The 21,053-nt window shown below is 69.9% G+C and carries 24 protein-coding genes; 10 read left to right on the forward strand and 14 right to left on the reverse strand.

What is annotated here, in order from left to right; genetic code table 11:
• Nucleotides 1-37 precede the first annotated feature (37 nt).
• Nucleotides 38-529, reverse strand: a complete 492-nt coding sequence (locus AC4FS2_RS16580) for a dehydrogenase (protein WP_491154985.1) — start codon at nt 527-529, stop codon at nt 38-40.
• A 49-nt stretch (nt 530-578) separates the two neighbouring features.
• On the reverse strand, nt 579-2,318 hold the full coding sequence (locus tag AC4FS2_RS16585; protein WP_491155708.1) for a cation:proton antiporter: 1,740 nt from the start codon (nt 2,316-2,318) through the stop codon (nt 579-581).
• A gap of 68 nt (nt 2,319-2,386) precedes the next feature.
• Between AC4FS2_RS16585 and ypfJ the strand changes: the two genes are divergently transcribed.
• Together ypfJ and pip are read left to right on the forward strand one after the other, a co-directional pair.
• The gene (gene ypfJ, locus AC4FS2_RS16590; RefSeq protein ID WP_491154983.1) at nt 2,387-3,262 is read left to right on the forward strand and encodes a KPN_02809 family neutral zinc metallopeptidase; all 876 of its coding nucleotides are present in this window, start codon (nt 2,387-2,389) and stop codon (nt 3,260-3,262) included.
• Entirely contained in the window at nt 3,259-4,236 is a 978-nt protein-coding gene (gene pip / locus AC4FS2_RS16595) for a prolyl aminopeptidase (RefSeq protein WP_491154981.1), read from the forward strand. Before ypfJ ends, pip begins: the two co-directional genes overlap by 4 nt.
• 33 nt (nt 4,237-4,269) lie before the next feature.
• Here the strand turns inward: pip and AC4FS2_RS16600 are convergent, their stop codons facing one another.
• The 3 genes from AC4FS2_RS16600 to AC4FS2_RS16610 form a co-directional block, all read right to left on the reverse strand.
• The gene (locus AC4FS2_RS16600) at nt 4,270-6,018 is read right to left on the reverse strand and encodes an aldehyde dehydrogenase family protein (RefSeq protein WP_491154979.1); all 1,749 of its coding nucleotides are present in this window, start codon (nt 6,016-6,018) and stop codon (nt 4,270-4,272) included.
• Between the two features lie 67 nt (nt 6,019-6,085).
• Nucleotides 6,086-6,343: a glutaredoxin family protein gene (locus AC4FS2_RS16605; RefSeq protein WP_491154977.1), complete on the reverse strand. Its 258-nt coding sequence runs from the start codon at nt 6,341-6,343 to the stop codon at nt 6,086-6,088.
• Nucleotides 6,344-6,362: 19 nt separating this feature from the next.
• Nucleotides 6,363-7,523, reverse strand: coding sequence for a glycosyltransferase (locus AC4FS2_RS16610; RefSeq protein ID WP_491154976.1), 1,161 nt, complete (start codon nt 7,521-7,523; stop codon nt 6,363-6,365).
• 166 nt (nt 7,524-7,689) lie between these two features.
• Here AC4FS2_RS16610 and AC4FS2_RS16615 point away from each other — a divergent pair, with 166 nt between their 5' ends.
• Nucleotides 7,690-8,016, forward strand: a complete 327-nt coding sequence (locus tag AC4FS2_RS16615; protein WP_491154974.1) for an ArsR/SmtB family transcription factor — start codon at nt 7,690-7,692, stop codon at nt 8,014-8,016.
• Nucleotides 8,013-8,909 (forward strand): SRPBCC family protein, encoded by an 897-nt coding sequence (locus AC4FS2_RS16620; protein ID WP_491154972.1) that lies wholly within the window; start codon nt 8,013-8,015, stop codon nt 8,907-8,909. The genes AC4FS2_RS16615 and AC4FS2_RS16620 overlap by 4 nt, the downstream gene beginning before the upstream one ends.
• Here AC4FS2_RS16620 and AC4FS2_RS16625 read toward each other — a convergent pair.
• Nucleotides 8,899-10,008 carry a polysaccharide deacetylase family protein gene (locus AC4FS2_RS16625; RefSeq protein WP_491154971.1) on the reverse strand — a complete coding sequence of 370 codons (1,110 nt, stop codon included), beginning with the start codon at nt 10,006-10,008 and terminating at the stop codon, nt 8,899-8,901. The genes AC4FS2_RS16620 and AC4FS2_RS16625 overlap by 11 nt on opposite strands.
• Before the next feature lie 260 nt (nt 10,009-10,268).
• Here AC4FS2_RS16625 and AC4FS2_RS16630 point away from each other — a divergent pair, with 260 nt between their 5' ends.
• Nucleotides 10,269-10,754: a DUF2975 domain-containing protein gene (locus AC4FS2_RS16630; RefSeq protein ID WP_491154970.1), complete on the forward strand. Its 486-nt coding sequence runs from the start codon at nt 10,269-10,271 to the stop codon at nt 10,752-10,754.
• Nucleotides 10,755-10,970, forward strand: coding sequence for a helix-turn-helix domain-containing protein (locus AC4FS2_RS16635; RefSeq protein ID WP_491154968.1), 216 nt, complete (start codon nt 10,755-10,757; stop codon nt 10,968-10,970). It abuts the gene before it with no gap.
• A 42-nt stretch (nt 10,971-11,012) separates the two neighbouring features.
• Here AC4FS2_RS16635 and AC4FS2_RS16640 read toward each other — a convergent pair whose 3' ends face one another.
• Nucleotides 11,013-11,996: a helix-turn-helix transcriptional regulator gene (locus AC4FS2_RS16640; protein ID WP_491154966.1), complete on the reverse strand. Its 984-nt coding sequence runs from the start codon at nt 11,994-11,996 to the stop codon at nt 11,013-11,015.
• A gap of 102 nt (nt 11,997-12,098) precedes the next feature.
• On the opposite strand from AC4FS2_RS16640, the gene AC4FS2_RS16645 reads away from it, so the two are divergent.
• From AC4FS2_RS16645 to AC4FS2_RS16655, 3 genes are all read left to right on the forward strand, one after another.
• Nucleotides 12,099-12,566: a VOC family protein gene (locus AC4FS2_RS16645; protein ID WP_491154964.1), complete on the forward strand. Its 468-nt coding sequence runs from the start codon at nt 12,099-12,101 to the stop codon at nt 12,564-12,566.
• Between the two features lie 155 nt (nt 12,567-12,721).
• On the forward strand, nt 12,722-13,153 hold the full coding sequence (locus AC4FS2_RS16650; RefSeq protein WP_491154961.1) for a YciI family protein: 432 nt from the start codon (nt 12,722-12,724) through the stop codon (nt 13,151-13,153).
• Between the two features lie 20 nt (nt 13,154-13,173).
• Nucleotides 13,174-14,403, forward strand: a complete 1,230-nt coding sequence (locus tag AC4FS2_RS16655) for an RNA polymerase sigma factor (RefSeq protein ID WP_491155706.1) — start codon at nt 13,174-13,176, stop codon at nt 14,401-14,403.
• A gap of 80 nt (nt 14,404-14,483) precedes the next feature.
• Here AC4FS2_RS16655 and AC4FS2_RS16660 read toward each other — a convergent pair whose 3' ends face one another.
• Nucleotides 14,484-14,873 (reverse strand): hypothetical protein, encoded by a 390-nt coding sequence (locus tag AC4FS2_RS16660; RefSeq protein ID WP_491154959.1) that lies wholly within the window; start codon nt 14,871-14,873, stop codon nt 14,484-14,486.
• 210 nt (nt 14,874-15,083) lie between these two features.
• Between AC4FS2_RS16660 and AC4FS2_RS16665 the strand changes: the two genes are divergently transcribed.
• Entirely contained in the window at nt 15,084-15,374 is a 291-nt protein-coding gene (locus AC4FS2_RS16665) for a DUF4287 domain-containing protein (RefSeq protein WP_491154957.1), read from the forward strand.
• 19 nt (nt 15,375-15,393) lie between these two features.
• Here the strand turns inward: AC4FS2_RS16665 and AC4FS2_RS16670 are convergent, their stop codons facing one another.
• The 6 genes from AC4FS2_RS16670 to AC4FS2_RS16695 all read right to left on the reverse strand — a co-directional run bounded on the left by AC4FS2_RS16670 (nt 15,394) and on the right by AC4FS2_RS16695 (nt 21,053).
• Nucleotides 15,394-15,660: a hypothetical protein gene (locus AC4FS2_RS16670; RefSeq protein WP_491154956.1), complete on the reverse strand. Its 267-nt coding sequence runs from the start codon at nt 15,658-15,660 to the stop codon at nt 15,394-15,396.
• A 97-nt stretch (nt 15,661-15,757) separates the two neighbouring features.
• Entirely contained in the window at nt 15,758-16,780 is a 1,023-nt protein-coding gene (locus tag AC4FS2_RS16675; protein ID WP_491154954.1) for an NAD(P)-dependent oxidoreductase, read from the reverse strand.
• Between the two features lie 10 nt (nt 16,781-16,790).
• Nucleotides 16,791-17,549 carry an aspartate/glutamate racemase family protein gene (locus AC4FS2_RS16680; RefSeq protein ID WP_491154952.1) on the reverse strand — a complete coding sequence of 253 codons (759 nt, stop codon included), beginning with the start codon at nt 17,547-17,549 and terminating at the stop codon, nt 16,791-16,793.
• Nucleotides 17,549-18,436, reverse strand: coding sequence for an arginase family protein (locus AC4FS2_RS16685; RefSeq protein ID WP_491154950.1), 888 nt, complete (start codon nt 18,434-18,436; stop codon nt 17,549-17,551). The genes AC4FS2_RS16680 and AC4FS2_RS16685 overlap by 1 nt, the downstream gene beginning before the upstream one ends.
• The gene (locus AC4FS2_RS16690; protein ID WP_491154948.1) at nt 18,433-20,061 is read right to left on the reverse strand and encodes an ATP-binding cassette domain-containing protein; all 1,629 of its coding nucleotides are present in this window, start codon (nt 20,059-20,061) and stop codon (nt 18,433-18,435) included. Before AC4FS2_RS16690 ends, AC4FS2_RS16685 begins: the two co-directional genes overlap by 4 nt.
• Nucleotides 20,058-21,053: a branched-chain amino acid ABC transporter permease gene (locus tag AC4FS2_RS16695; protein ID WP_491154946.1), complete on the reverse strand. Its 996-nt coding sequence runs from the start codon at nt 21,051-21,053 to the stop codon at nt 20,058-20,060. The genes AC4FS2_RS16690 and AC4FS2_RS16695 overlap by 4 nt, the downstream gene beginning before the upstream one ends.

The raw sequence follows: 21,053 nt of genomic DNA on the forward strand, positions 1-21,053 counted from the left end.
TGCCGCCGCGGGTGCGGCGGAGGGGAAGGGATGCGGCTCAGCGGCCGGTGTCGTACAGATGCCGGCCGCCGTGGCCGAGCACCTTCACCACCACGCCGCGGTCGTGCAGCTCGGCGACGGCTCGCGTCTCCTCCTCGAGCGTCGTGCCCAGGGCATGCACGTTCGCGACCACGAGGACGTCGCCGCGGCCGAGGGTGCGGTAGAAGCGGGCCAGTCGCTCCGACCAGTCCTCGAGCGTCTCCGGCGCGGGATGACGGAAGTCGGCGATGGCCACCCCGAAGCGGGTGAGGTCGTCGCGCTGTTGCACCACCGATGGCATCCCCGGTCGCGACACGACGAGCCCGACCAGTCGCGCACCCGCCGGCCGGGCAAGCCACCAATCTCGGTCGCGCTGCAGCTCGGTGAAGCACTTGGGGCACTCCGCGGCCGGGTGCGGCAGGTGCAGCGGGCTCGTGTCGCTCGTCGGGGAGTGCGAGTGCGAGCGGGGGTGCACGGTGGACGCCCCGGGTGACTCCCGTATATCGCTCATCGCACCTCCCGCCTTCCCATTGTGCCCGCTTCCGCCGCCGGGCTCGACCTCACTCCTCGCCGTCGAGCCGCAGCTCCAGGCTGAGCTGGTCGGCATCCAGCTCGGCGAGGGTCTGGCGAAGCGCCGCCGTGCTGAACCGGCCGTCGCGGGACAGCTCGACGAGCCGGTCGCGCATGACCTCGATGATCGCCAGTCGCAGCTCCAGCCGGTCTCGGGCACTGGTGCCCGAGTCATCCTCCGGAGCCCGGGTCAGGCGGGCGGTCACCTGCGACACGACGTCGTCGGAGAACAGTTCACCGTCACGCCGGCGCAGCGTCTCGCCCGACACCGCCTCAGCGGCCGCCGCCTGCAATTCGGCCGCCAACGACCGCTGCTCCTCGTGCGGGGCACGGTCGGCGCCCTGGCGCTGCAGGCCGAGCTTGCGAACCAGCCACGGCAGAGTCAGGCCCTGGCCTGTGAGGCTGAACACCGCGACGAGGAAGGCGACGAAGATCAGCAGGGGGCGGCTGGACGCGTCGTGCGGCAGGGTCTGGGATGCAGCGAGCGTGACCACTCCCCGCATCCCCGCCCACACGATCACCGCGCCGTGGCGCCAGCCGAGCGGCGTAGCGCGGTAATAGTCCAGGTCGGCCATCATCGCGGCCAGGCGCGTCCGCAGCCCGCTCAGGCGACGTTGCACGCGCACCGGGTCGGCGTCCCGCACGCGGGGGCCGGAGGCGTCGGGATCGGCGGCGAGGCGTGCTTCGAAGGCGTCCGCCCGCGACCGAGCAGCGTCCAGGCGATCGCGCCGCCGCTGGTGGGATCGCTTGCCCTGCGCCCAGATCAGCGCCGTCACGTAGCCGGCGCGGATGACGAGCGCGATGGCGAGGGCGCTGAACGCCAGCCACGTGCCGTGCCACAGCCCCTGGTGCTCCTCGATGTTCGCCCGCACGATCTCCTTGAGCTCGAGGCCCATGATGAGGAAAACCGCACCTTCGAGGAGCAGTTCCACGGTGCGCCAGTTGAGGTGGTCGCTCATGCGCTGCTCGGGCGTGAACCTGCGTGTCGCGCCCTGACCGGTGGCGATCCCGGCGACGACGGCGGCGACGAGTCCCGATCCGCCCAGGGCCTCGGTGGGGAGGTAGGCGAGGAACGGAACCGTGAAGCTCAGGGCGGTGTTGGCGGCGGGATGGCTCACCCACTGCCGCACGCGCAGGTTCACCCAGCCCACGGCCGCGCCCACCACCAGAGCCAGCGCAACGCCCCAGGCGAAAGACCAGACGGTATCGCCGAACGCGAAACCCCCGGCGACGGCAGCGATCGCCGTGCGCAGCAGCACCAGCGCCGTGGCGTCGTTGAGGAGGCTCTCACCCTCGAGCATCGTGACAACCCGGGGGGAGATGCCCACGCGTCGTGCGATGGAGGTGGCCACCGCATCCGTCGGGCTCAGGATGGCGCCGAGGGCGATGCCGAGCGCGAGTCCCAGGCCCGGGATGGCCCAGGCGAAGAAGAACCCCAGGACGACGGAGGAGATGACGACCAGAAGTACGGACAGACCGGCGATCGGACCGAAGTCGCGCCGGAACTCCACCGCCGGGAGTTGCACGGCCGCGGAGTAGAGGAGCGGCGGGAGGATCCCGACGAGGATCACCTCGGGGTCGATCTCCCAGGCGGGAACGAAGGGCAGGAGGCTGACGCCGAGGCCGATCGCCATCAGGACGATGGGTCCCGCGACGTTGATCCGGGGGGCCAGGGCTGTCGCGAGCGAGATCACCACGACGGCCATCACGACGATCAGGAGCGTCTCCATCACCCCGCGAGCATAGCGGCAGGGCCGGTGCGGCAGGAGGCGGTGCCGGCGGACGGTACCGTGAACAGGTGACCTTCAACGACGATGCCAAAGTCGGCGGTAACCGCGCGCGCCGGCGGGGCCGCGGAGCGGCGGTCGCCGGTGGTGGCGTCGCGGGCGTGGGCCTGATCGTCGTGCTGTTGCTGAACGCCTTCACCGGAGGTGATTTCTCCAGCCTGCTGGGCGGCGGGAGCGGCCAGGCGGCGCCGCTGGACGAGGGCACCGAGATCGCGAACTGCGAGACGGGCGAAGACGCCAACGCCCGCGACGACTGCCGCCTCGCGGCCGGGTCTCTCGCGCTCGACGAGTACTGGGCAGGCGAGGTCGAGGGGTACCGCGAACCGCAGCTCGTCATCGTCGACGGATCCACCTCGACGCAGTGCGGCACAGCATCCAACGCCACCGGGCCGTTCTACTGCCCGACGGAGGAGACCGTGTACGTCGACCCGACGTTCTTCGCGCTGATGCGCGAGCAGTTCGACGCCTCGGCAGGCAGCCTCGGCCAGTTGTACGTGCTCGCCCACGAGTACGGTCACCACGTGCAGGCCCTCACCGGCATCTTCGACCAGTACCCGTCCAACGGCAGCGGCCCCGACAGCAACGGAGTGCGCACCGAGCTGCAGGCCGACTGCTTCGCCGGCGCCTGGGTGGGGGAAATGACCGTCGCCGACGACGAGAGCGGCACGCCGTTCCTCGAGGCTCCCACGGCGGCCCAGATCTCCGACGCGCTCAACGCCGCCGCATCCGTCGGCGACGACCACATCCAGCAGGAATCCGGCGGCGTGGTCAACTCCGACACGTGGACCCACGGTTCCAGCGAACAACGGCAGCGCTGGTTCGACAGCGGCTACGACAGCGGACCGTCCGCGTGTGACACCTTCTCGATTGCGGGGTCGCAACTATGAGCGCATCGGCACACCTCGACGACATCCTCTATCCGGCGATCGAGCCGTACGAGACGGGGATGCTGCTGGTCGGCGACGGCCAGCGCGTGTACTACGAGCAGAGCGGCAACCCTGAGGGCAAGCCGGTCGTATACCTCCACGGCGGGCCCGGCGGCGGGACGAGCCCGTGGCAGCGACGCTTCTTCGACCCTGAGAAGTACCGCATCATCCTCTTCGATCAGCGCGGATGCGGTCGCTCGACCCCGCACGCGGGCAATCCGAACACCGACCTGCGTCACAACACGACGTGGCACCTCGTCGCGGACATGGAGCTGCTGCGCCGGAATCTCGGCATCCGCCAGTGGCAGGTCTTCGGCGGTTCGTGGGGCAGCTCCCTGGCGCTCGCTTATGCGCAGGCCCATCCGGATTCGGTGAGCGAACTCGTGCTGCGCGGCATCTTCACCCTTCGCCGTCACGAGCTCGAGTGGTTTTACGAGGGCGGAACATCGGTCTTGTTCCCCGATCTGTGGGAGGAGTTCCTCGCCCCGATCCCGGTGCTCGAGCGCTCACGCCTCATCGAGGCGTACCACCGTCGGCTGACCGATCCCGATCCTGCGGTGCACGGTCCTGCGGCGCTGGCGTGGACCCGGTGGGAGGCCGCGACCGTCACGCTCGTCCCCGACGAGGGGTTCCTCGCTCAGATGAGCGACCCCGAGGCGGCGACCGCTTTCGCCCGTATCGAGAATCACTACTTCGTCCACGGCGGATGGTTCCGGGAGGGTCAGCTCATCGAAGACGCCGGGCGCCTGCGGGGCATCCCGACCGTGATCGTGCAGGGCCGCTATGACGTCTGCACGCCGATGATGACGGCGTGGGACCTGCACCGCGCGCTGCCCGAGGCGGAGCTCGTGGTCGTTCCGGACGCGGGTCACTCCGCGACCGAGCCGGGGATCGCCCGCGCCCTGCGCGCGGCTTCGGACCGCTTCGCCGCCTGAGCTGCGCCGAAGCCTTCGCGCTGAGCGCTCGGGTCAGGCCCGGAGCGCCCTCATCAGCGCGACCGCGAGTCGGCTGAGCTTGCCCTCGGCCCGGAAGCGGGTGAGTCCCTCGCTGACGCTAGCGCCCGTGCGCGCGGTGACGAACCACGGCGGCTTGGGAAGCACGGTGAACCGGCCGCGTCGCCGGCCGAACCCGCCGAGCATCCGGGGGAAGGGACGGAACGGGCCCCGCAGCACCGAGCGTTCGACCCGGTCGAGAAGCAGGCCGTTGTGGACGACGCCGATTCCGCTGCCGACCGACTGGAGCGTGCCGCCCGGGAAGGCGCCCCACGAAAGCGTCGGCACCGTGAACGAGACCCCCGTCCAGGCGTTGATCGCGATTGCGCCGTAGCGGAGGTCGGCGACGCCCTGTTCGAACCCGGCGCCCAGGTCGGCCTCGGTCGCCGGGTCGATGAGGATGTTCGCGCCGAGTGTGCCGGTGAGTCGATCGTTCGCGTGCGCCACCGCAGCGTCGAGGAACTCCTGCCCCGATCCGGGCAGCGCCAGCACCCCGAGCACGGGAGCGAAGTACTCGGTGGTTTCGACAGCGTCGGCCGCAGCATCCCGGTCGACCTCCACGATCGCGCGCGTCCCGTCGTCTCCGTACCAGGTCGCTCCGGGGTAGGCCGCCCCGACAGCGGCCAGCTGCTCCTCGCTGCGCGGGTACCACACCGGCCGCGCGGGGGCGGCGGCGTACGCGCGCCGCAGTGCCGCGAGGAAGGCGCCGCGCTGCGGCCAGTCGGCGCTGATCAGCACCACCTGACCGGCGATGCAGTTGTGCCCGCTGTTCTGGAGGCGCATCGTGACGATGTGCTCGGCCTGATAGGCCAGATCGGCGGCGGTCCACTTCCCCGGGACCACGATGATCGGCGACACGCCGCCCAGCTCGGCCGTGATGGGCACGTTCAGGACCGGGTGGTTCGCCTCCCGCCGGGCCGCGGCATCCGGGCCCGTGCCCCACACGATCGCGTCGAAGGTGGCGGCGGATCCGGTGATGTGCACGTGCGAGAACGCCGGGTGCTGCGTCAGGTAGGCGCCCATCTCGCCGCCCCCACGGACGATCCGAAGGAACCCGGGCTCGATCAGCGGTGCGAGTGCGCGCTCGAAGACGGGGATGAGCGCATCCTGCGTGGGATTCACCTTCAGCAGCGACACCCGGTTCGCCGAGAGGAGTTCGTACAGGACGTCGAGCACCGGGATCGACGAGACGTTCCCCGCGCCGAGGACCAGTCCGACGCCGCCGGCTTCGGTGGGCCGGCGCTGGGCGAGCCCGGCCGAGACGATCGCCTCCGCCCGTGTCACGCCGGGCTCGAACCACACCTCGCCGGTGAAACCGGAGAGCACCAGACGGTCAAGGGCAGCGGCGGGGAGGACGGAGGCGCGGATGCGGCCGCCCGGAGCGCGGTCGAAGCGCGTGCGGGCGAGGGGGCTGAGGCTGGCGGCCAGGGCCTGGAGGGTCTGGCGTGCCGCATCGAGCGCGGCCAGGATCGTGTACGGGCCGGCCAGCCATTCCTCACCGGCGATCGGCGAGTCGGGCGCGACGCCCTTGGCGGAGCCGGCGATCGTCGCCCACTCCTCGGCGGCAGCGCTCACGGTGTCGCGGACTCGTTCCAACAGGCGCACGCGCTGGTCGAGGGTGAGGGTCGACCACAGGCGCGAGCCGGCGGTGAGGATCTCGAGGTCAGCGTCGATCGCGGCCTGCGCCGCATCGGGGAGGACGGGTGCGGGCAGATCGACGGTCACGACACTCTCCTTCGTGCGAGTCTCCAGCTTAGAACGGTGCGGACCGCCGCGACGGCCCGCATGCCGGTCAGACGAGCGCGAGTTCGCGGAGCTTGGCCGTCAGATCGGCGTCGGAGGGCTCGACGTGGTGGGACGCGTCCGGGTAGACCACCACGGGGATACTCGTGCGTCCGGAGATCTCGCGGGCCACATCGGCCGCGGCGGGATCGGTCTCGAGGTCGACATACTCATAGGCGACGCCGAGCCGGTCGAGCTGGGCCTTGGTGCGGCGGCAGTCCTTGCACCACGCGGCGCCGAACAGGGTCACGGATGCTGAGGACGTCATCCGTCCAGATTACGGCCCGTCAGGGGGTGATCGGTGCACGCGGCGAGGCCGCGAGCTCGTCCTCGGCCGGGACGGGCACAACCCGTGTCGCGGCCGTCTTCGGGGCCTGTTGCTTCTGAGGGCCGTACACGATCAGCGCGTGGAAGACGAAGCGCACGACGAAGGCTGCCACGAGAGTCATCCCCGCCGCCACGACGCTCGGGATGTGAGTGGCCTCGACGATGATCCACAGCACGGGGATGCGGATGACCGCCTCGAGGTTGTTGAACGTGAACGACTTGAGGAAGCGGTGGCGCATGAGCCCCGAATCGGCGCGCATGTCCGCGAAGACCAAGTACTCCAGCAGCAGGAAGTTGCTGATGATCGTCACCTCGCTGGCGATGATCGCGGCCCACAGGTACTCCATGCCCAGCGCGATGAGCGCCCACATGATGGCGAGGTTGGCCACGGCGCCGACCCCGCCGACGAGCGCGAACGCCGACATCCGCCCGAAGCGCAGCATGCTCAGCTGCGTGAGGAAGCGCACGCCCTGTGTGAAGGAGGCCTTGGATGCCCCGGCGTAGCGTTCGGCGAAGTCGAACGGCACCTCTGCGACGCGTAACTGACGGCGCGCGAGGATCTCGAGGAGGATCTTGAACCCGCGCGGTCGGAGCGAGTCGAGATCCACGGCTGCACGGCGGAGGAGGAAGAACCCGGTCATCGGGTCGGAGCATCCATGGAGCTTCCGGGGGAACATGGCTTTGGTGAGAAGCGTCGACAGGCGGGAGACGGTGGTCCGGACCGTGCCGGCGAGGCCCTTCGACGTGCCGCCGGAGATGTACCGCGAGGCCACCACGACGTCCACGTCTCCGCGAGCCGCCCGCGCGAGCAGCTGCGGGATGACCTCGGGGGGATGCTGCAGGTCGCCGTCCATGACGAGGCACCAGTCGGCCTGCGCCACCTGAATCCCTTCGAGGACCGCGCCGCCGAGGCCCCCCGTCGCCGTCTCCCGATGGATGAGGCGCACCGGCGCCTCGCTTTCGGCGGCGGCCGCGAGGATGATGTCGGGCGTGTCATCGGTGGAGTCGTCGACGAAGACGACCTCGTACGCGGAACTGTCCAGCGTCAGGGCAAGCCGGCGCAGCAGCTCCCGGACGTTCGGACCTTCGTTGAAGGTCGGAACGATGAGGGAGAGGTCCATGGGCGGCTCGCGATTTCGTCGGGCTGAGGACTTTCAGCCTAATGTCCGCACCTTGGCGCGAACCGGGGGATCCCGCAAGCGGTACGCCGCAATTCACCCCGCGTTCATCGCGGTGACGGGGAGGGCGGGATAGCGCTATATCATCACCGAGTGATATAAAGAGCGCGTGAATGCCTTCGAGATCCTCGGTGACCCGGTGCGTCGTCGCCTGGTGGAGCTGCTCAGCGAAGGGGAGAGATCAGCCGGCGACCTGTCCGATAGCGCGCGCGAGATGTTCGGGATCTCTCAGCCGGCGGTGTCCAATCAACTGCGTATCCTCCGTGAGCACGGCTTCGCGGTGGCCGAACCCCGCGGTGCCCGCCGCATCTACACGCTCGTGCCAGGGGCCCTCGCAGAAGTCGACGAGTGGATGGCACGGTACGGGCGGTTCTGGATGCAGCGGCTGGATGCGTTGCAGACGGAGATCTCTCGTGGAACGAAGGAGAAGCGATGACCGAACAACCGAGCGTGCGTCGGTCGCGCACGGGCGCCGACGACCCCGACCTCACCCTCCAGCGCCGGTTCGCCGTCGAGCCGGCGGTGGTCTGGGCGGCTCTCACCGACCCTCAGCGGGCGAGCCGGTGGCTCGGACCTATCAGCGGAGCGCCCCGCGCCGTCGGCGACGAGTTCGACGTGCAGATTGCGCCGGCGCGGGTCGCGCATGCGCGGGTGGAGTCGTGCCGCGCGCCTCACGACGTCGCCTTCGCGTGGGTGGTGGCAGGCGAACCGCGTTCGCGGGTGGTCGCTACAGTGCGGGGGGAGGGGGAGGGGTCGATTCTCACCCTCCGCCACTTCCGTCTCGGCGCCGACGTCTTCGCCGAGGACGGCTCCGCGTGGGAGAACGCGATCGGGCAGCTGGCCGCCGCTCTCGGGGAGGCCGCCGAACCGCTGAACCCCGAAGTCTGGTCGCGGCTCAGCATCTCCGGTCTCCGGGTTGTGCGCGAGCTTTCGGCCGAGCCGTCGCGGGTGTGGAAGGCATTCACCACCGCGGAGGGGCTCAGGACGTGGTGGTGGACGCACTGGCAGGGCGTGGAGATCGTCGCCGACACCCACCCGGGCGGGGGCTACCGAATCCGGGCGCCGCACCAGGGCATCGTCGTGGAGGGGTCCTACCTCGACGTGGAACCGTACCGGCACCTGTCCTTTACCTGGTGTTGGACGGATGCGGACGGCTCGAGCGCGGATGAGGCATGCGACGTCACGTTCGAGCCGATCACCGGAGGCACCCGTCTCGTCGTCACGCACACCGGACCCTGGACCGGCGGAGAGGCGGAGTCGTATCGGCAGGGGTGGGACTTCACCTTGCAGGTGCTCGAGCGGGTGCTCGCACCGGCGGCTACCCGATGAGGCCGGCCAGCGCGTCCACACCCATGCCGTAGGTGATGCGGATGCAGGGCAGGGCGAGCTTGTCCGTTCCGACACGCACGTAACCCTGCTCGGTCGTGCGCGCCAGCTCGAAACCCGCCTGGGTGACACCGCGTCTGGCTTCGTCGCTGTCATGCCCGAAGGGGTAGGCGACCACTTCCTTGGCCCCGAGGATCATCGCGGACTGTGCGAGATCGGCGGCGATCACGTCAGCGGGGTCGTTGACCATGCGCCCCTGGCCGTTCACCCCCGCGCGGTGCATGTCGTGGGTGTGCGAGCGCTGCAGCACGAACGGGTTCGGCGCGGGGTCGGTGCGCGCCGACGTGATCACGAACGATGTCGTGAGCAGGCCGCGGCCGTGCACGAGAGGTGCGGCCAGCTCCAGCCAGGATGAGTCCGCATCATCGTCGGTGATGATCACAGAGCGCTTCGGAAGGAACAGCGCCCCGTCGATGAAGGCACTGAGCTCATCCCACGTCGGCAGGTAGAACTCGTTGCCCGCGATGTAGGCCATGTGCGCGTCGAAGTCGCCGATGTACGCGTAGTTCAGGCGCAGCCAGCCCGTCTCGCCTTCGGGCTTGGTGGTGAACTGGTGGTACATGAGGATCGGGACGCCGGCGTCCTCGGCGGCGTTGTCCTCCGGGGTCTTCCAGGCTCCGTGGAGGGTGACCTGCCGCTCCGTGCACGTCACCAGGTCGGCACCGTTGAGGCGTCCGGCCACGGCGAAGGTTGCCGCATCCGCCTCTCGGGAGTACCAGCCGGCGAACACGCGCCCGTCCTGCCGGGGGATGGGGAGCGCGGAGTAGAGGGCGCCCTGCGTCTGGAGTTGAGGCTGGACGGTTATCCCGTCGCCGAGGAACGTCACCACGCAGGCGGCGGGGTCGGTCGCGGTGGCCAGCAGCGCCGCCGCGGGAGTGAGCGGGGGAGGCGTCGGCGTCGGGGCGGGCGCGGGGGTGCGTGAGACGGAAGGGGACGGCAGGGTGCCCGCGGCATCGGGGCCCGTCACCGCGCGCGCGACAGCGAAGGTTGCTACCGCGCCGGCGACGGCCACCACCAGTAATCCGGCGAAGATGCCCAGCACGCGCCGCCCCGCGCCCGCCCGCCGCGGGCGTCTCCGTCGGACGCGTGGATCGCGCTGGGCTGACATTCTTCCCCCTGGCAGCGACGCGGCCCCTCGCAGGGCGCTACCAGGCCGCAGCCTAGCGGGACCGAATGACATCCGCGCCCAGGCGTGTGCGCGCCCTTCGCGAGCGCTGCCCTCACGGGCGGGCCATATCGAATACCTAGCGATATCTATCGATAAACGATAGATTAAGGCCGTCCGTCCCGATCGGAGGCGCCATGGGCACCATCACCATCGTCCTGCTGCGCATCGTCATCGCGCTCTCGCTGGCCGGTTCGCTGGTCGTGCAAACGGTGATCGTGCCGCTGGTGTGGGCCGACCTCGCGAGCGAGCCGCTGTGGGGACGCATCACGTTCGTGACCTTGGCCGTCCTCGGCATCCTCACGATGCAGGTCTTCGCGGTCTGCGTGTGGCGCCTGCTGACCCTGGTGCGGCGGGGGGCGGTCTTCTCGGATGCGGCGTTCCGCTACGTCGACGTCGTCATCGGTGCCATCGGCGCCGCGTCCGCGGTGACCTTCATCCTCGCGGTCGTGCTGGCCCCCGGAGGCACGGCCCCCGGCGTCGTGGGGCTGATCTGCGGTGCCGCGCTCGTGCTGGCCGGAATGGCGCTGCTGGTGGTGGTCATGCGCCGCCTTCTCGCGCAGGCGATCGAGCGGGAGAAGGAAGCCCGGGCGTTGCGCTCGGAGTTGGACGAGGTGATCTGAGTGCCGCTCATCGTCGACATCGACGTCATGATGGCGCGTCGCAAGATGAGCGTGGGGGCGCTCGCCGAGCGCGTCGGGATCACGCCCGCGAATCTGGCGGTGCTCAAGAACGGGCGCGCCAAAGCCGTGCGGTTCACCACGCTCGACGCGTTGTGCGAGGCCCTTCAGTGCCAGCCTGGTGACCTCCTGCGGTGGGAGCCGGCCGACGGCGAGTAGGCGCCCGCGCCCGGCGCCGCGTCCTTCGGCTGGTGAGTGCGGTCACCTGCCGGCGCTCCGGGTGTTGCGACAGGCGAGCTCTGCGAAAGCGTCGGTGAGCTCGGGCGGCCCGACGACGTCCACGTCGGTGTCGAAGCGGTTGAGGGAGGCGGCCAGGGCGACCCACGACCAGGAGCCGGCCTCGAGACTGCAGCGGTCTGGTCCGAGATCTTCGACGATGCCGTCACCGGCGAAGGGACGTACGTCGCGGGCGGGGCGATGGAGGATGACCTTCCCCGAGCAAGGCCACCGGTCGACGCCTTCGGAGCCCTTGAAGCGCGCCGACACGTAGGCGGCCGGGTCGCCCCCCGGCACCTCCCGTGGCGGAAAGCGGGGGCCGGTCGGAACCCGCGGGCTCACCCGGTCTGCGCGGAAGATGCGCCATTGCGCCCTGTCCAGGTCCCACGCGACGAGATACCACCGGCCGGCGGAGGTCAGGAGATGGTGCGGCTCGACCCTTCGTGGGGCACCCAGGTCTTCGCCGGCGGCGGGGAGCCGGGCCGTGTAATCGAACCGCAGGACCTCGTGCGCGCGAATCGCCGCCGAGATCGCGAGAAGCACGTCCGACGGCACCGTATCCGTCGCGGCGCGGGGGCCGCCGGCAGGCATCGTGGTGAATTCGAGCGCGTCCATGCGGTGGCGCAATCGGGAGGGCATGACCTGACGCACGGTGGTGAGGGCGCGCAGTGCGGCTTCCTCGATTCCCACTCCCGTGACGGTCGCGGCCTGCAGGGCGACGGCCAACGCGAGAACCTGGTCGTCATCGAAGAGGAGCGGAGGGAGTTCGCTGCCGGCGTCCAAGCGGTAACCGCCGTCGGGTCCCATCGTCGCGCGGATGCGGTAGCCCATGTCGCGGAGCCGGTCGACGTCCCGACGGACGGTCCGGTGACTGATGCCGAGCCGATCCGCCAGCACCGAGCCCGGCCAGTCACGCCGGGTCTGCAGGAGCGACAGGAGTTCCAGAAGGCGAGAGGTGGGGGTGGTCACGCCGTCGATGCTAATCCGGGTATAGGACCGAATCTGTCCTATACCGCTGGAAGGCTGAGAGATGTCGGGGGAGTCCCGGCGACCTTCACCTCAGGAGCAGATATGAGCATCCAGACCACCACCCACCTCAACTTCCGTGGCGACGCCCGGCCGGCTCTGGAGTTCTACCACTCCGTCTTCGGCGGCGACCTCACGATTGCGACGTACGGCGACTTCGGCATGCCCCAGGATGCTCCCGGCGCCGATCGCGTCGTGTTCGGCCAGGTGACGAGCGAGACCGGCTTCCGCGTGATGGCGTACGACATCCCCGGCGCTGCCGGGGGCGCGGCGACCGGCGCGGGCTCCACCCGCCGGGAGAACGGGGTCACCCTCACCGATCAGCCGTTCTTCGTCTCCGTACGCGGCGAGAGCCTCGATGAGGTGCAGCAAGCCTGGGACAAGCTGTCCGCCGGCTCCTCGGTCGTCGAGCCCCTGGCAGCCTCGGCCTGGAGCCCCGGCTTCGGCATGCTCACCGACCGCTTCGGGGTGACCTGGATCCTCGACGTGGCCGCGGCGTACGCCTCCGCCTAGCCGACCGTCGGGCCGCGGTGCGGGGCATCCGAAATCCCCGCACCCGCGGCATCCCGATCCTTCGTGGTTTTCGTCGCCGACGTCGATTTCGCTCGGCGCCGTTCGACGCGATAGTAGAGGGGCCGAATGGAGGCCCTGCGACGAAGGAGAATCTCATGGCCAAGTACATGCTCATCATGCGCAACAGCGGGTCGGTCCAGAACTACGAAGACATGGACTTCGAGGCGGTCCTCAACGCCATGGGCGCCTACAACGAGTCGATGATCAAAGCGGGCATCCTCCTCGGGGGCGAGGGGCTCTCGGATGCCGCGGAGGGCTCTGTCGTGGAGTTCACGGGCGAGGCTCCGGTCGTCTCCGACGGCCCCTACGGCGAGACTCACGAGCTGTTCAACGGCTTCTGGATCATCCAGACCGCCTCAAAGGAGGAGGCCGTCGAGTGGGCGAGCCGCGCACCCCTCGGCCCCGGTAACAAGATCGAGGTGCGCCGCGTCACCGACGAGTCGGACTTCGCGGACTACTCCGACAACGAGTACGTCCAGAAGGAGAAGGGGTGGCGCGCGCAGGAGGAGGCGGCCGCCCAGAAGTGACGAGCCGCTCGGAGGCGAAGATGGGCGACGACATCCGCCGCACGGTCGAGGGCGTCTGGCGCATCGAGAGCGCGCGCATCGTCGCGACGCTCGCGAAGGTCACCGGCGATATCGGCCTTGCGGAGGATCTCGCCCAGGAGGCGCTCGTCGAAGCTCTGGAGAAATGGCCGGAAACGGGCGTGCCGCGCAATGCCGGCGCCTGGTTGACGATGGTCGCGAAGCGGCGCGCCATCGATTTCTGGCGCCGCCGGACGGTACTCGACGAGCGTCACCGTGCCCTCGCCTTCGATCTCGAGGAGGTCGCGGATGAGGCGTGGGAGCCGATCGACGACGACGTGCTGCGCCTCGTGTTCATCGCGTGTCATCCCGTGCTCGCACGCGAGTCGCAGATCGCTCTGACTCTGCGCGTCGTCGGCGGTCTGTCGACGCAGGAGATCGCGCGGATGCTGCTCGTGCCGGTGCCGACCGTGCAGGCACGGATCACGCGAGCGAAGAAGACGCTGGCCGCTGCTCACGCACCGTTCGAGACGCCGGAGCCGAGTGAGTGGGCGGGGCGGCTCGCGGCGGTGCTCGGCGTCGTGTATCTGATGTTCACCGAGGGGTACGCCGCGACCGCCGGTGATCGATGGATCCGACCCGACCTGGCCTACGAAGCGCTGCGGCTCGGTCGGGTGCTGGCCGGGCTCGCACCGCGCGAGCCCGAGGTACACGGACTCGTCGCACTCATGGAGTTCCAAGCATCCCGGTTCGTCGCCCGCATCGCTCCCGACGGGGCGCCCATCCTTCTCGCGGATCAGGATCGCACGCGGTGGGATCGCGGGCAGATCGTGCGCGGAAGGGCGGCGCTCGACCGTGCGGATGCTGTCGGCCACGGGCGCGGGCCGTACGCTCTGCAGGCGGCGATCGCCCAGTGCCACGCGACCGCGCCGAGCGTGGAGGACACGGACTGGGAGCGCATCGTGCTGCTCTACGAGGCGCTCGGGCGTCTTGCTCCGAGTCCGGTCGTCGAGCTCAATCGTGCGGTGGCTGTCTCGATGGCCGCGGGTCCGGGCGCGGCGCTCGCGATCGTCGACGCAGTCGCGGAGTCGGCGGCGCTGCGCGGTTCGCACCTTCTCCCGAGCGTGCGGGGCGAGCTGCTCATCCGGCTGGGGCGCACCGACGAGGCGCGCTCCGAGTTCCTCACCGCGGCGCATCTGGCCGCCAACACCCCGCAGAGCGCCGTGCTGCGCGCCAAGGCCGCGGCCCTGTGACGTGCATTCGGCCGGAGCAGCGGCGCTTCCACGCTCGCCGCCCCGGCCGATGATGCGGTGAGGGGGGTGCCCGGTGCGGGCTACCGAGCCGCGTTCGCCTTGAAGAACGCGTTCGAGGCGGGGAGATACATCAGGATCGTCGCGACGACGACCGCGACCAGACCCGCCCACTGAGGCCAGGCGTTCGTGGCTGCCCCGCTGACAACACCGCCGATCTGGAGCACGGCGAGGACCGTGAGCACGATACGCGCCCAGTTCCGGCCGGCGCGCATCTTGAAGAGCACGATCAGCTCGGCCAGCGCGATCACGAGGGCGATGGCGGCCACGAAGATCGCCTCGATCCCGGCCGCATCGACGACGAGGAACAGGAGGACGGCACCGATGATGCCGAGCAGCACGGTGATAAGCCAGAGAACAAATGCCACGGTGACGGTGGTGGGCGGAGTCGTGGCGGAATTGGTGTTGGTCATGAGCAAGCATCCTTTGGTTTCATCTGGGGGGCAAAACCCTTAGAGGCTAGCGTGCGGGCGCTACTCGACGGGTCGAAAGTGCACCGTTCGCAACAGACGTGCTTCGCCTCGCCCACCGTGCGGGCAGGAGCCGCTGCCCGTGAGGGAGCCGGCCTGGCACGCGGCGATGCGGCGCCGTAGGCTGCGAAAACCGACGGAACAGGAGCCCCCGTGTCCTTCCAGGCGTACCTCGACAACATCGAAACCAAGACCGGCCTGACGCCGCGGCAGTTCATCGAGCTGGCCGAGCAGCGCGGCTTCGGCACCGACACGAAAGCCGGTCCGATTCTGCAGTGGCTCAAGGACGACTACGACCTCGGGCGTGGTCACGGTATGGCGCTCGTCCATGTCATCACCAAGGGCGACCGGATCGATGCGAAGCACGTCGGATCAGGTGGCACGCACAGCGACCCGAACGATCGGCTCTGGCTCGACGGTCAGGCGTCCCGGCCGAACGAATGACCGCCGCCTGCGGGTGACGTCAGAGGGTGTAGCTGATGCTGAAGAGCCACTTCCGCGCGGCGCCGCCGTAGAGGCACCCCTCGCCGCCGTAGATCTTGCCGCCCTTGCGGATGATGTGCGCGCGCCACGTGTTCTGGACGTACTGGCAATCCGCCTTCGTTGCCATTCCGTCGATCGCGACCCGATGAGAGGTGGCGGCCACCGCGGGCGTCGCGGTGACGACCGTCCCTGCCGTGAGGGTGGCGGCGGCGACGACGCCGGCAGCGAAACGGGTCTTCCAACGCATGACAACTCCCTTGTCCGAAACACGTACATGCTGAGCTTGGCATGAAGGACATCGGGGCTTCAAATTCCGTTCTCCCGCCGGCATAGCCCCCGCGAGGTCAGTACTGCTCGTCGAGGTCGACGGCGCCTGCCGGCGCGCGCCCGGCGATCATGTCGGCGAGGTTCTCCAGGCCGCGGTCGAGCATGCGGTCCCGTGCGAAGAAGACATTCGAGGCCTGGTCCCCCGACACGATGACGTCCTCCCGGAGGTGGAGCCCGAGTCGCGATGGCGAGCCGAAGTGCTGGTCGGGCGGCATCGCGTCTTCGTAGTCCCACCACACGTCCGAGGCGAAGGTACTCACGCGGGCCTCCTCGAGCGCGTCGAGCATCGCATCCTCCACCACGATGTCGCCGCGCGCGATGTTCACCACGATCGCTCCCGGCCGGAGAGCCCGCAGCGCGGCATCGTCGATGAGACCACGCGTGCGGGAGGTGGAGGGCACGGCGATCACGACGACATCCGCCTGGGCGAGCGCCTCATGCAGTTCGTGCTCCCCGTACATGCGGTCGATGTCCGGATGTGGAACCGTGCCGTTGCGACGCACGCCGACGACCGTCGCGTCGAAGGCCTTCGCGACGCGGGCGACCCGGGCGCCGATGCTGCCCACGCCCAGGACGACGATCGTAGAGCCCGACAGAGTGCGGCCCACCCCCTCGGGGCGCCAATAGGGGACGTGTCGTCCGGCGACATGCTGGCCGTGCTTCCACACGACCTTCTTCACCGCCGCGAGAACGAGCGCCCACGCGTGCTCGGCGATGGCCGCCTGATGGGCTTCCGGCACGTTCGCCAGCGTGATCCCCCGCGCGCGGAAATCGTCGAAGGGGAGGCGGTCGCATCCGGAGTGCAGCCAGGACACGTGGGCGAGCTGCGGTGCGGCGCGCACGACCTCGTGCGGGAGCACCCAGGTGATCACGGCGTCCGCGTCGCGCATCGCGTCGATGTACGCGGCGCGGTCCGCCCCGTAGGGGAACGCGACCACATCGTGACCCGGGAGGGTGACGACCTCGGTTCCGATCGGGAGGGCCTGCCGTACCCGATCGACTTCTGCGGGGCTCGCGTGCCAGCCGGCAACGACCTTCATGGTGATCTCCTCAGACGTGTCCGAAATACGGGGCGCGGGCGGTGGTGGTCAGCAGGGTCTCTGCGAGGGTGGCGAAGTCGTACACCGACACGGCGGGAAATCGCTCCTGAACGGCCGCGGCGTAGGCCGGGAGGGCTGCGCACTCGAGGAGGATCGCGGTGATGCCCGGATGCTCCCGCAGGAGGTCCTCCGCTGCGGTCACGACTTCGTCGCGGATGGCGTCGGCGTCCAGTTCGTCGTCCAGGTCGAACATCGTGCGGGCGAACGCCGGCGCCGACTCGAGCCCGCGGATGGCCACGCGCGCGCCGAGGCCGGGGAACACCCCTTCGACGAAGGATGCGTCCAGCACGCGCCCGTCGGCGGTGATGATGCCGATCGTCGTCCCCGGCGGAGCGATCGCGGCGACCATCGGCAGCTGGAGGAGGCTCGACATGCCGACCGGCAGGGGAGCGACCGCCGCGGCCACCCCCCGCTGATAACGGACCATGAAGCCGCAGTTGCTCGTGATCGCCCGCACCCCTTGGGACGCGAGCTCGCGCGCGGCCTCGACCACGCGGTCTTCGAAGACGCCGTCGGCGTCGGCGAGGATCGCGGGGACGGTCAGTCCTGGCACTGCTCGGAAGGTCGCAGGGCGTGAGTAGGTGGCCGCATTGCCCATGTCACCGGGAACGAACGGTGAGTCGAAGTCGAGCATGACGACTCCGATCTCCGCACCGTAGGCGAGAGTTCCGCGACGGCGGCGATGAACGCCGGTGTCGCCGCGGAGCATCAGGCCGCCACGGCGCCGAAGACGGCGAAGTAGTAGCAGAGGTACGCCGCGAGGTTCGAGGTGAGGTCGTTGTGGTCGGTCATCGGGTTGACCTCGGTGACCGCGAAGGCGTCGCAGTGCGGCGCGAGCACCTTGACGAGCTCGATGGCGTCACGGGACGTGATCCCGCCCGGTTCGTGGGCCCCGGCGCCGGGTGCGTGCGCCGGGTCGATCGTGTCGATGTCGAAGCTGAAGAACACGTGGTCGGCCCCCTCGATCCGCTCGAGGATCCGCTCCGAGGCCCAGCGCCAGCCCTTCTCGATGGTCTCGAGGGAGGAGATCTGGGGGAGGCCGGACTCCTGGATGAAGCGCAAGGACGTCGGGTAGTTGAAGTGGCGCGGGCCGAGCTGGATGCTGTGCTGGATGCTGACGCGGTCGAGTTCGATCGCGCGACGCATGCCGCTGGAGTGGCTGAACCGGCCCTGGCGTGCGCTTTCGTCCATGAGGTCGAGGTGGGCATCGAAGTGCACGATGGCCACCGTCCCCTCGACGGCGTCGTGCAGGCCCCGGGCACCGGCCAGGAGGAGCGAATCGTCGCCACCGAGCAGGATGGGAACGTTGCCGCGACGGACGACGTCCGAGACACCCTCGGCCGCCGCGTCGAGCGTCGCGTGCAGATCGTGCGGCACGACCGCCACGTCGCCGGCATCCCGCAGGAGGTCGGCACCCGCGGGGAGAAGCCCGCCGGTGTCGAGGCTGAACACCTGTCCGCCTTCTGAGCGCATCGTCATCCACGCGAGGGATTCGCGGATTCGGGCGGGGGCATGCCGCGAACCCGGCCAGCCGAGAGTAGCGGCGCCGTCGAAGGGTGCGCCGACGAGCTCGAAGGTGCGGGTCGTGGGGGTCATCGGGTCTCCTCTGAAGCGGGGGTTTCGGCGGGTTCGTCGGGGTCGGTGTCTTCGATGCGGGTGCGAAGAGCGCCCAGGTACAGCTCGATGACGCGCTCGTCGTGCAGCAGGTCGTGTCCCGTGCCGGTGAGGGCGACGCTTCCCTGCTCCAGCACGTAGCCGCGGTGGCTGATCGCGAGGCAGTCCCGCGCGTTCTGCTCCACGATGAGGATCGCGACACCCGACTCGGCGGTGGCGGCGATCGTCTCGAAGGCGCTGGCCTGTGCCATCGGCGACAGTCCGGCGGATGGCTCGTCGAGGAGCAAGAGGCGCGGCGCCGGCATGAGTGCCCGAGCCATCGCGACGGCCTGCCTCTGCCCTCCGGAGAGCGAACCCGCCCGGGCATCGAGACGGTTGCGGAGGTCGGGGAAGAGCGAAAGGACGCGCTCGACTGCCTCCTTGTCGCGCACGCGGCCATACTCGCCCATCCGCAGGTTCTCCGCCACTGTCAGGGAGGGGAAGACGTTGCGGGACTGCGGCACGTAACCGACTCCCGATCGCACGCGGCGGTGCACGGTGTCGCGTGTCACGTCGGCGCCGTCGACGGCGACGGTTCCGCTGCTGACGGGGACGATCCCGGCGACGGCCTTGAGCAGCGTGGACTTGCCCGCGCCGTTGGCGCCGATGATGGCGGCGATCTCGCCCCTGCGGACGCGCGCGTCGATGTCGCTCACGATCGGGCGACCCGGCTGATAGCCGGCCGTGAGCCCCGAGACCTCGAGAACGACGTCGGGGGCGCCGCCATCGGCGGCCGGCGCGGCGGTCCGCGGTGCCGTGGATGCCGGCTTGCCGACGCCGAGATAGGCGTCGACGACGGCCGGGTCAGCGGCGACCTCGGCGGGGGTGCCCTCGGAGATCCGCCGTCCGGTGGCCAGGCACACCACGTGATCGCTGAGGCTCATCACCGCATCCATGTCGTGTTCCACGAACAGGAGGGTGAGGCCCTCGTCGCGCAGCGAGATGAGGTGTTCCATCACCTTCTCGCGCAGCGCGGGGTTCACCCCGGCGAGCGGCTCGTCCAGGAGCAGGGCCCGCGGCCGGGCCATCAGTGAGCGGGCGACCTCGAGAAGGCGGCGCTGGCCACCGCTGAGGCTCTCCGCATCCTCGTGTGCCTTGTCGACGAGGCGGAAACGCTCGAGCAGAGCCATGGCCCGCTCGATCTCGTCGCGTTCACGGCGGCGCCACCCGGGGTGCCACGCGGCGCGGAGGAGGCTCTCGCCCGGCTGCGCGGGGGCGGCCAGCAACATGTTCTGCAGGATGGTCTCGCCGGACACGATGCGGGTGGCCTGGAAGGTGCGAAGCACGCCGAGACGTGCGATGGCATGCGCGGGGCGGCCGGTGAGCGTCTCGCCCTCGAACGACCACTCACCCGCGTCTGCGGCTTCGAAGCCGGTGAGGATGTTGAACAGCGTCGACTTGCCGGCGCCGTTCGGGCCGATGAGGGCGGTGAGGCGGCCGCGGGGCACCCGGATCTCGTCGACATCCACCGCGGCGACACCCCCGAAGGCGCGCCGGACGCCGCGGATGTGCAGAGCGGTGTCCTCCAGCGCGATCGGGCTGGACGCCGTCGATGTCGGCAGGCTCATGCGGTCACCTCCGTCCGGCGTCGGCGGGGAAGCCGGGGGAGGAGGCCCTGGGGGCGGAAGACGATCACGAGCACCAGGCCCAATCCGACGAGGATGTACCGGGCCGCTCCCGCCTGGTCTTGGCCGAACCATCCACCGCTCGCGGTGGAGGCGTCGGCGATCCCGCGCAGCACGCCGTCGGTGACCGACAGGAGCACCCAGAACAGCACCGCACCGACGATGGGCGCGACGATGCGGCCGGCGCCGCCGAGGATCACGATCGCGTAGAGCATGAAGGTGATCGATGTGCCGAAGTTGTCGGGGTTGACGTTCTGCTGGTCCACGACCAGGACGCTTCCGGCCAGTGCGGCGCAGATGCCGCCGATCACCATGACCTGCACCTTGATGGTGAACGTGTTCTTGCCCAGCGCCCGCGCGAGGTCTTCGTCCTGGCGGACGGCGACGACCGCGCGCCCCCAGGGGCTGCGGACGATCGCCGCGATGACGATGGCGACGACCGCGACGACGATCCAGGCGACGAGGATCAGCCACAGGGTCCGTCCCGGCACGATGACCGGACCGATGGCGAAGCTCTGCGTCCCGAAGGGGCTCGCGGCATAGAAGTCGTTCGCGAAGCGCTGCAACCCGTTCACACCGCCGGTCGTGGGGCGAGCCCAGGATGACCGGAGGAGCAGGCGCAGGATCTCTGCCGAGGCCAGCGTCGTCATCGCGAGGTAGTCCGCGCGGAGTCGGACGGTAGGGAGAGCCACGAGAAGGGAGAAGACCGCCGCGGCGCCCGCGCCCACGAGCAGCCCCGCCCACAGGGGACCCCCACTGACCACGACGATCGCGAGGCCGTACGCGCCGGCGGCCATGGTGCCGGCGAACCCGAGATTGACCAGGCCGGCGTAGCCGAACTGGAGGTTGAGGCCGATCGCCCCGAGCGCGTACGCCGCAGCGGTCGGACTGATCGCCGCGCGCATGGCGTCGATGAAGAGAGTCGATGCATCCAT

It is taken from the genome of Microbacterium sp. Z10_103, from assembly GCF_058310455.1.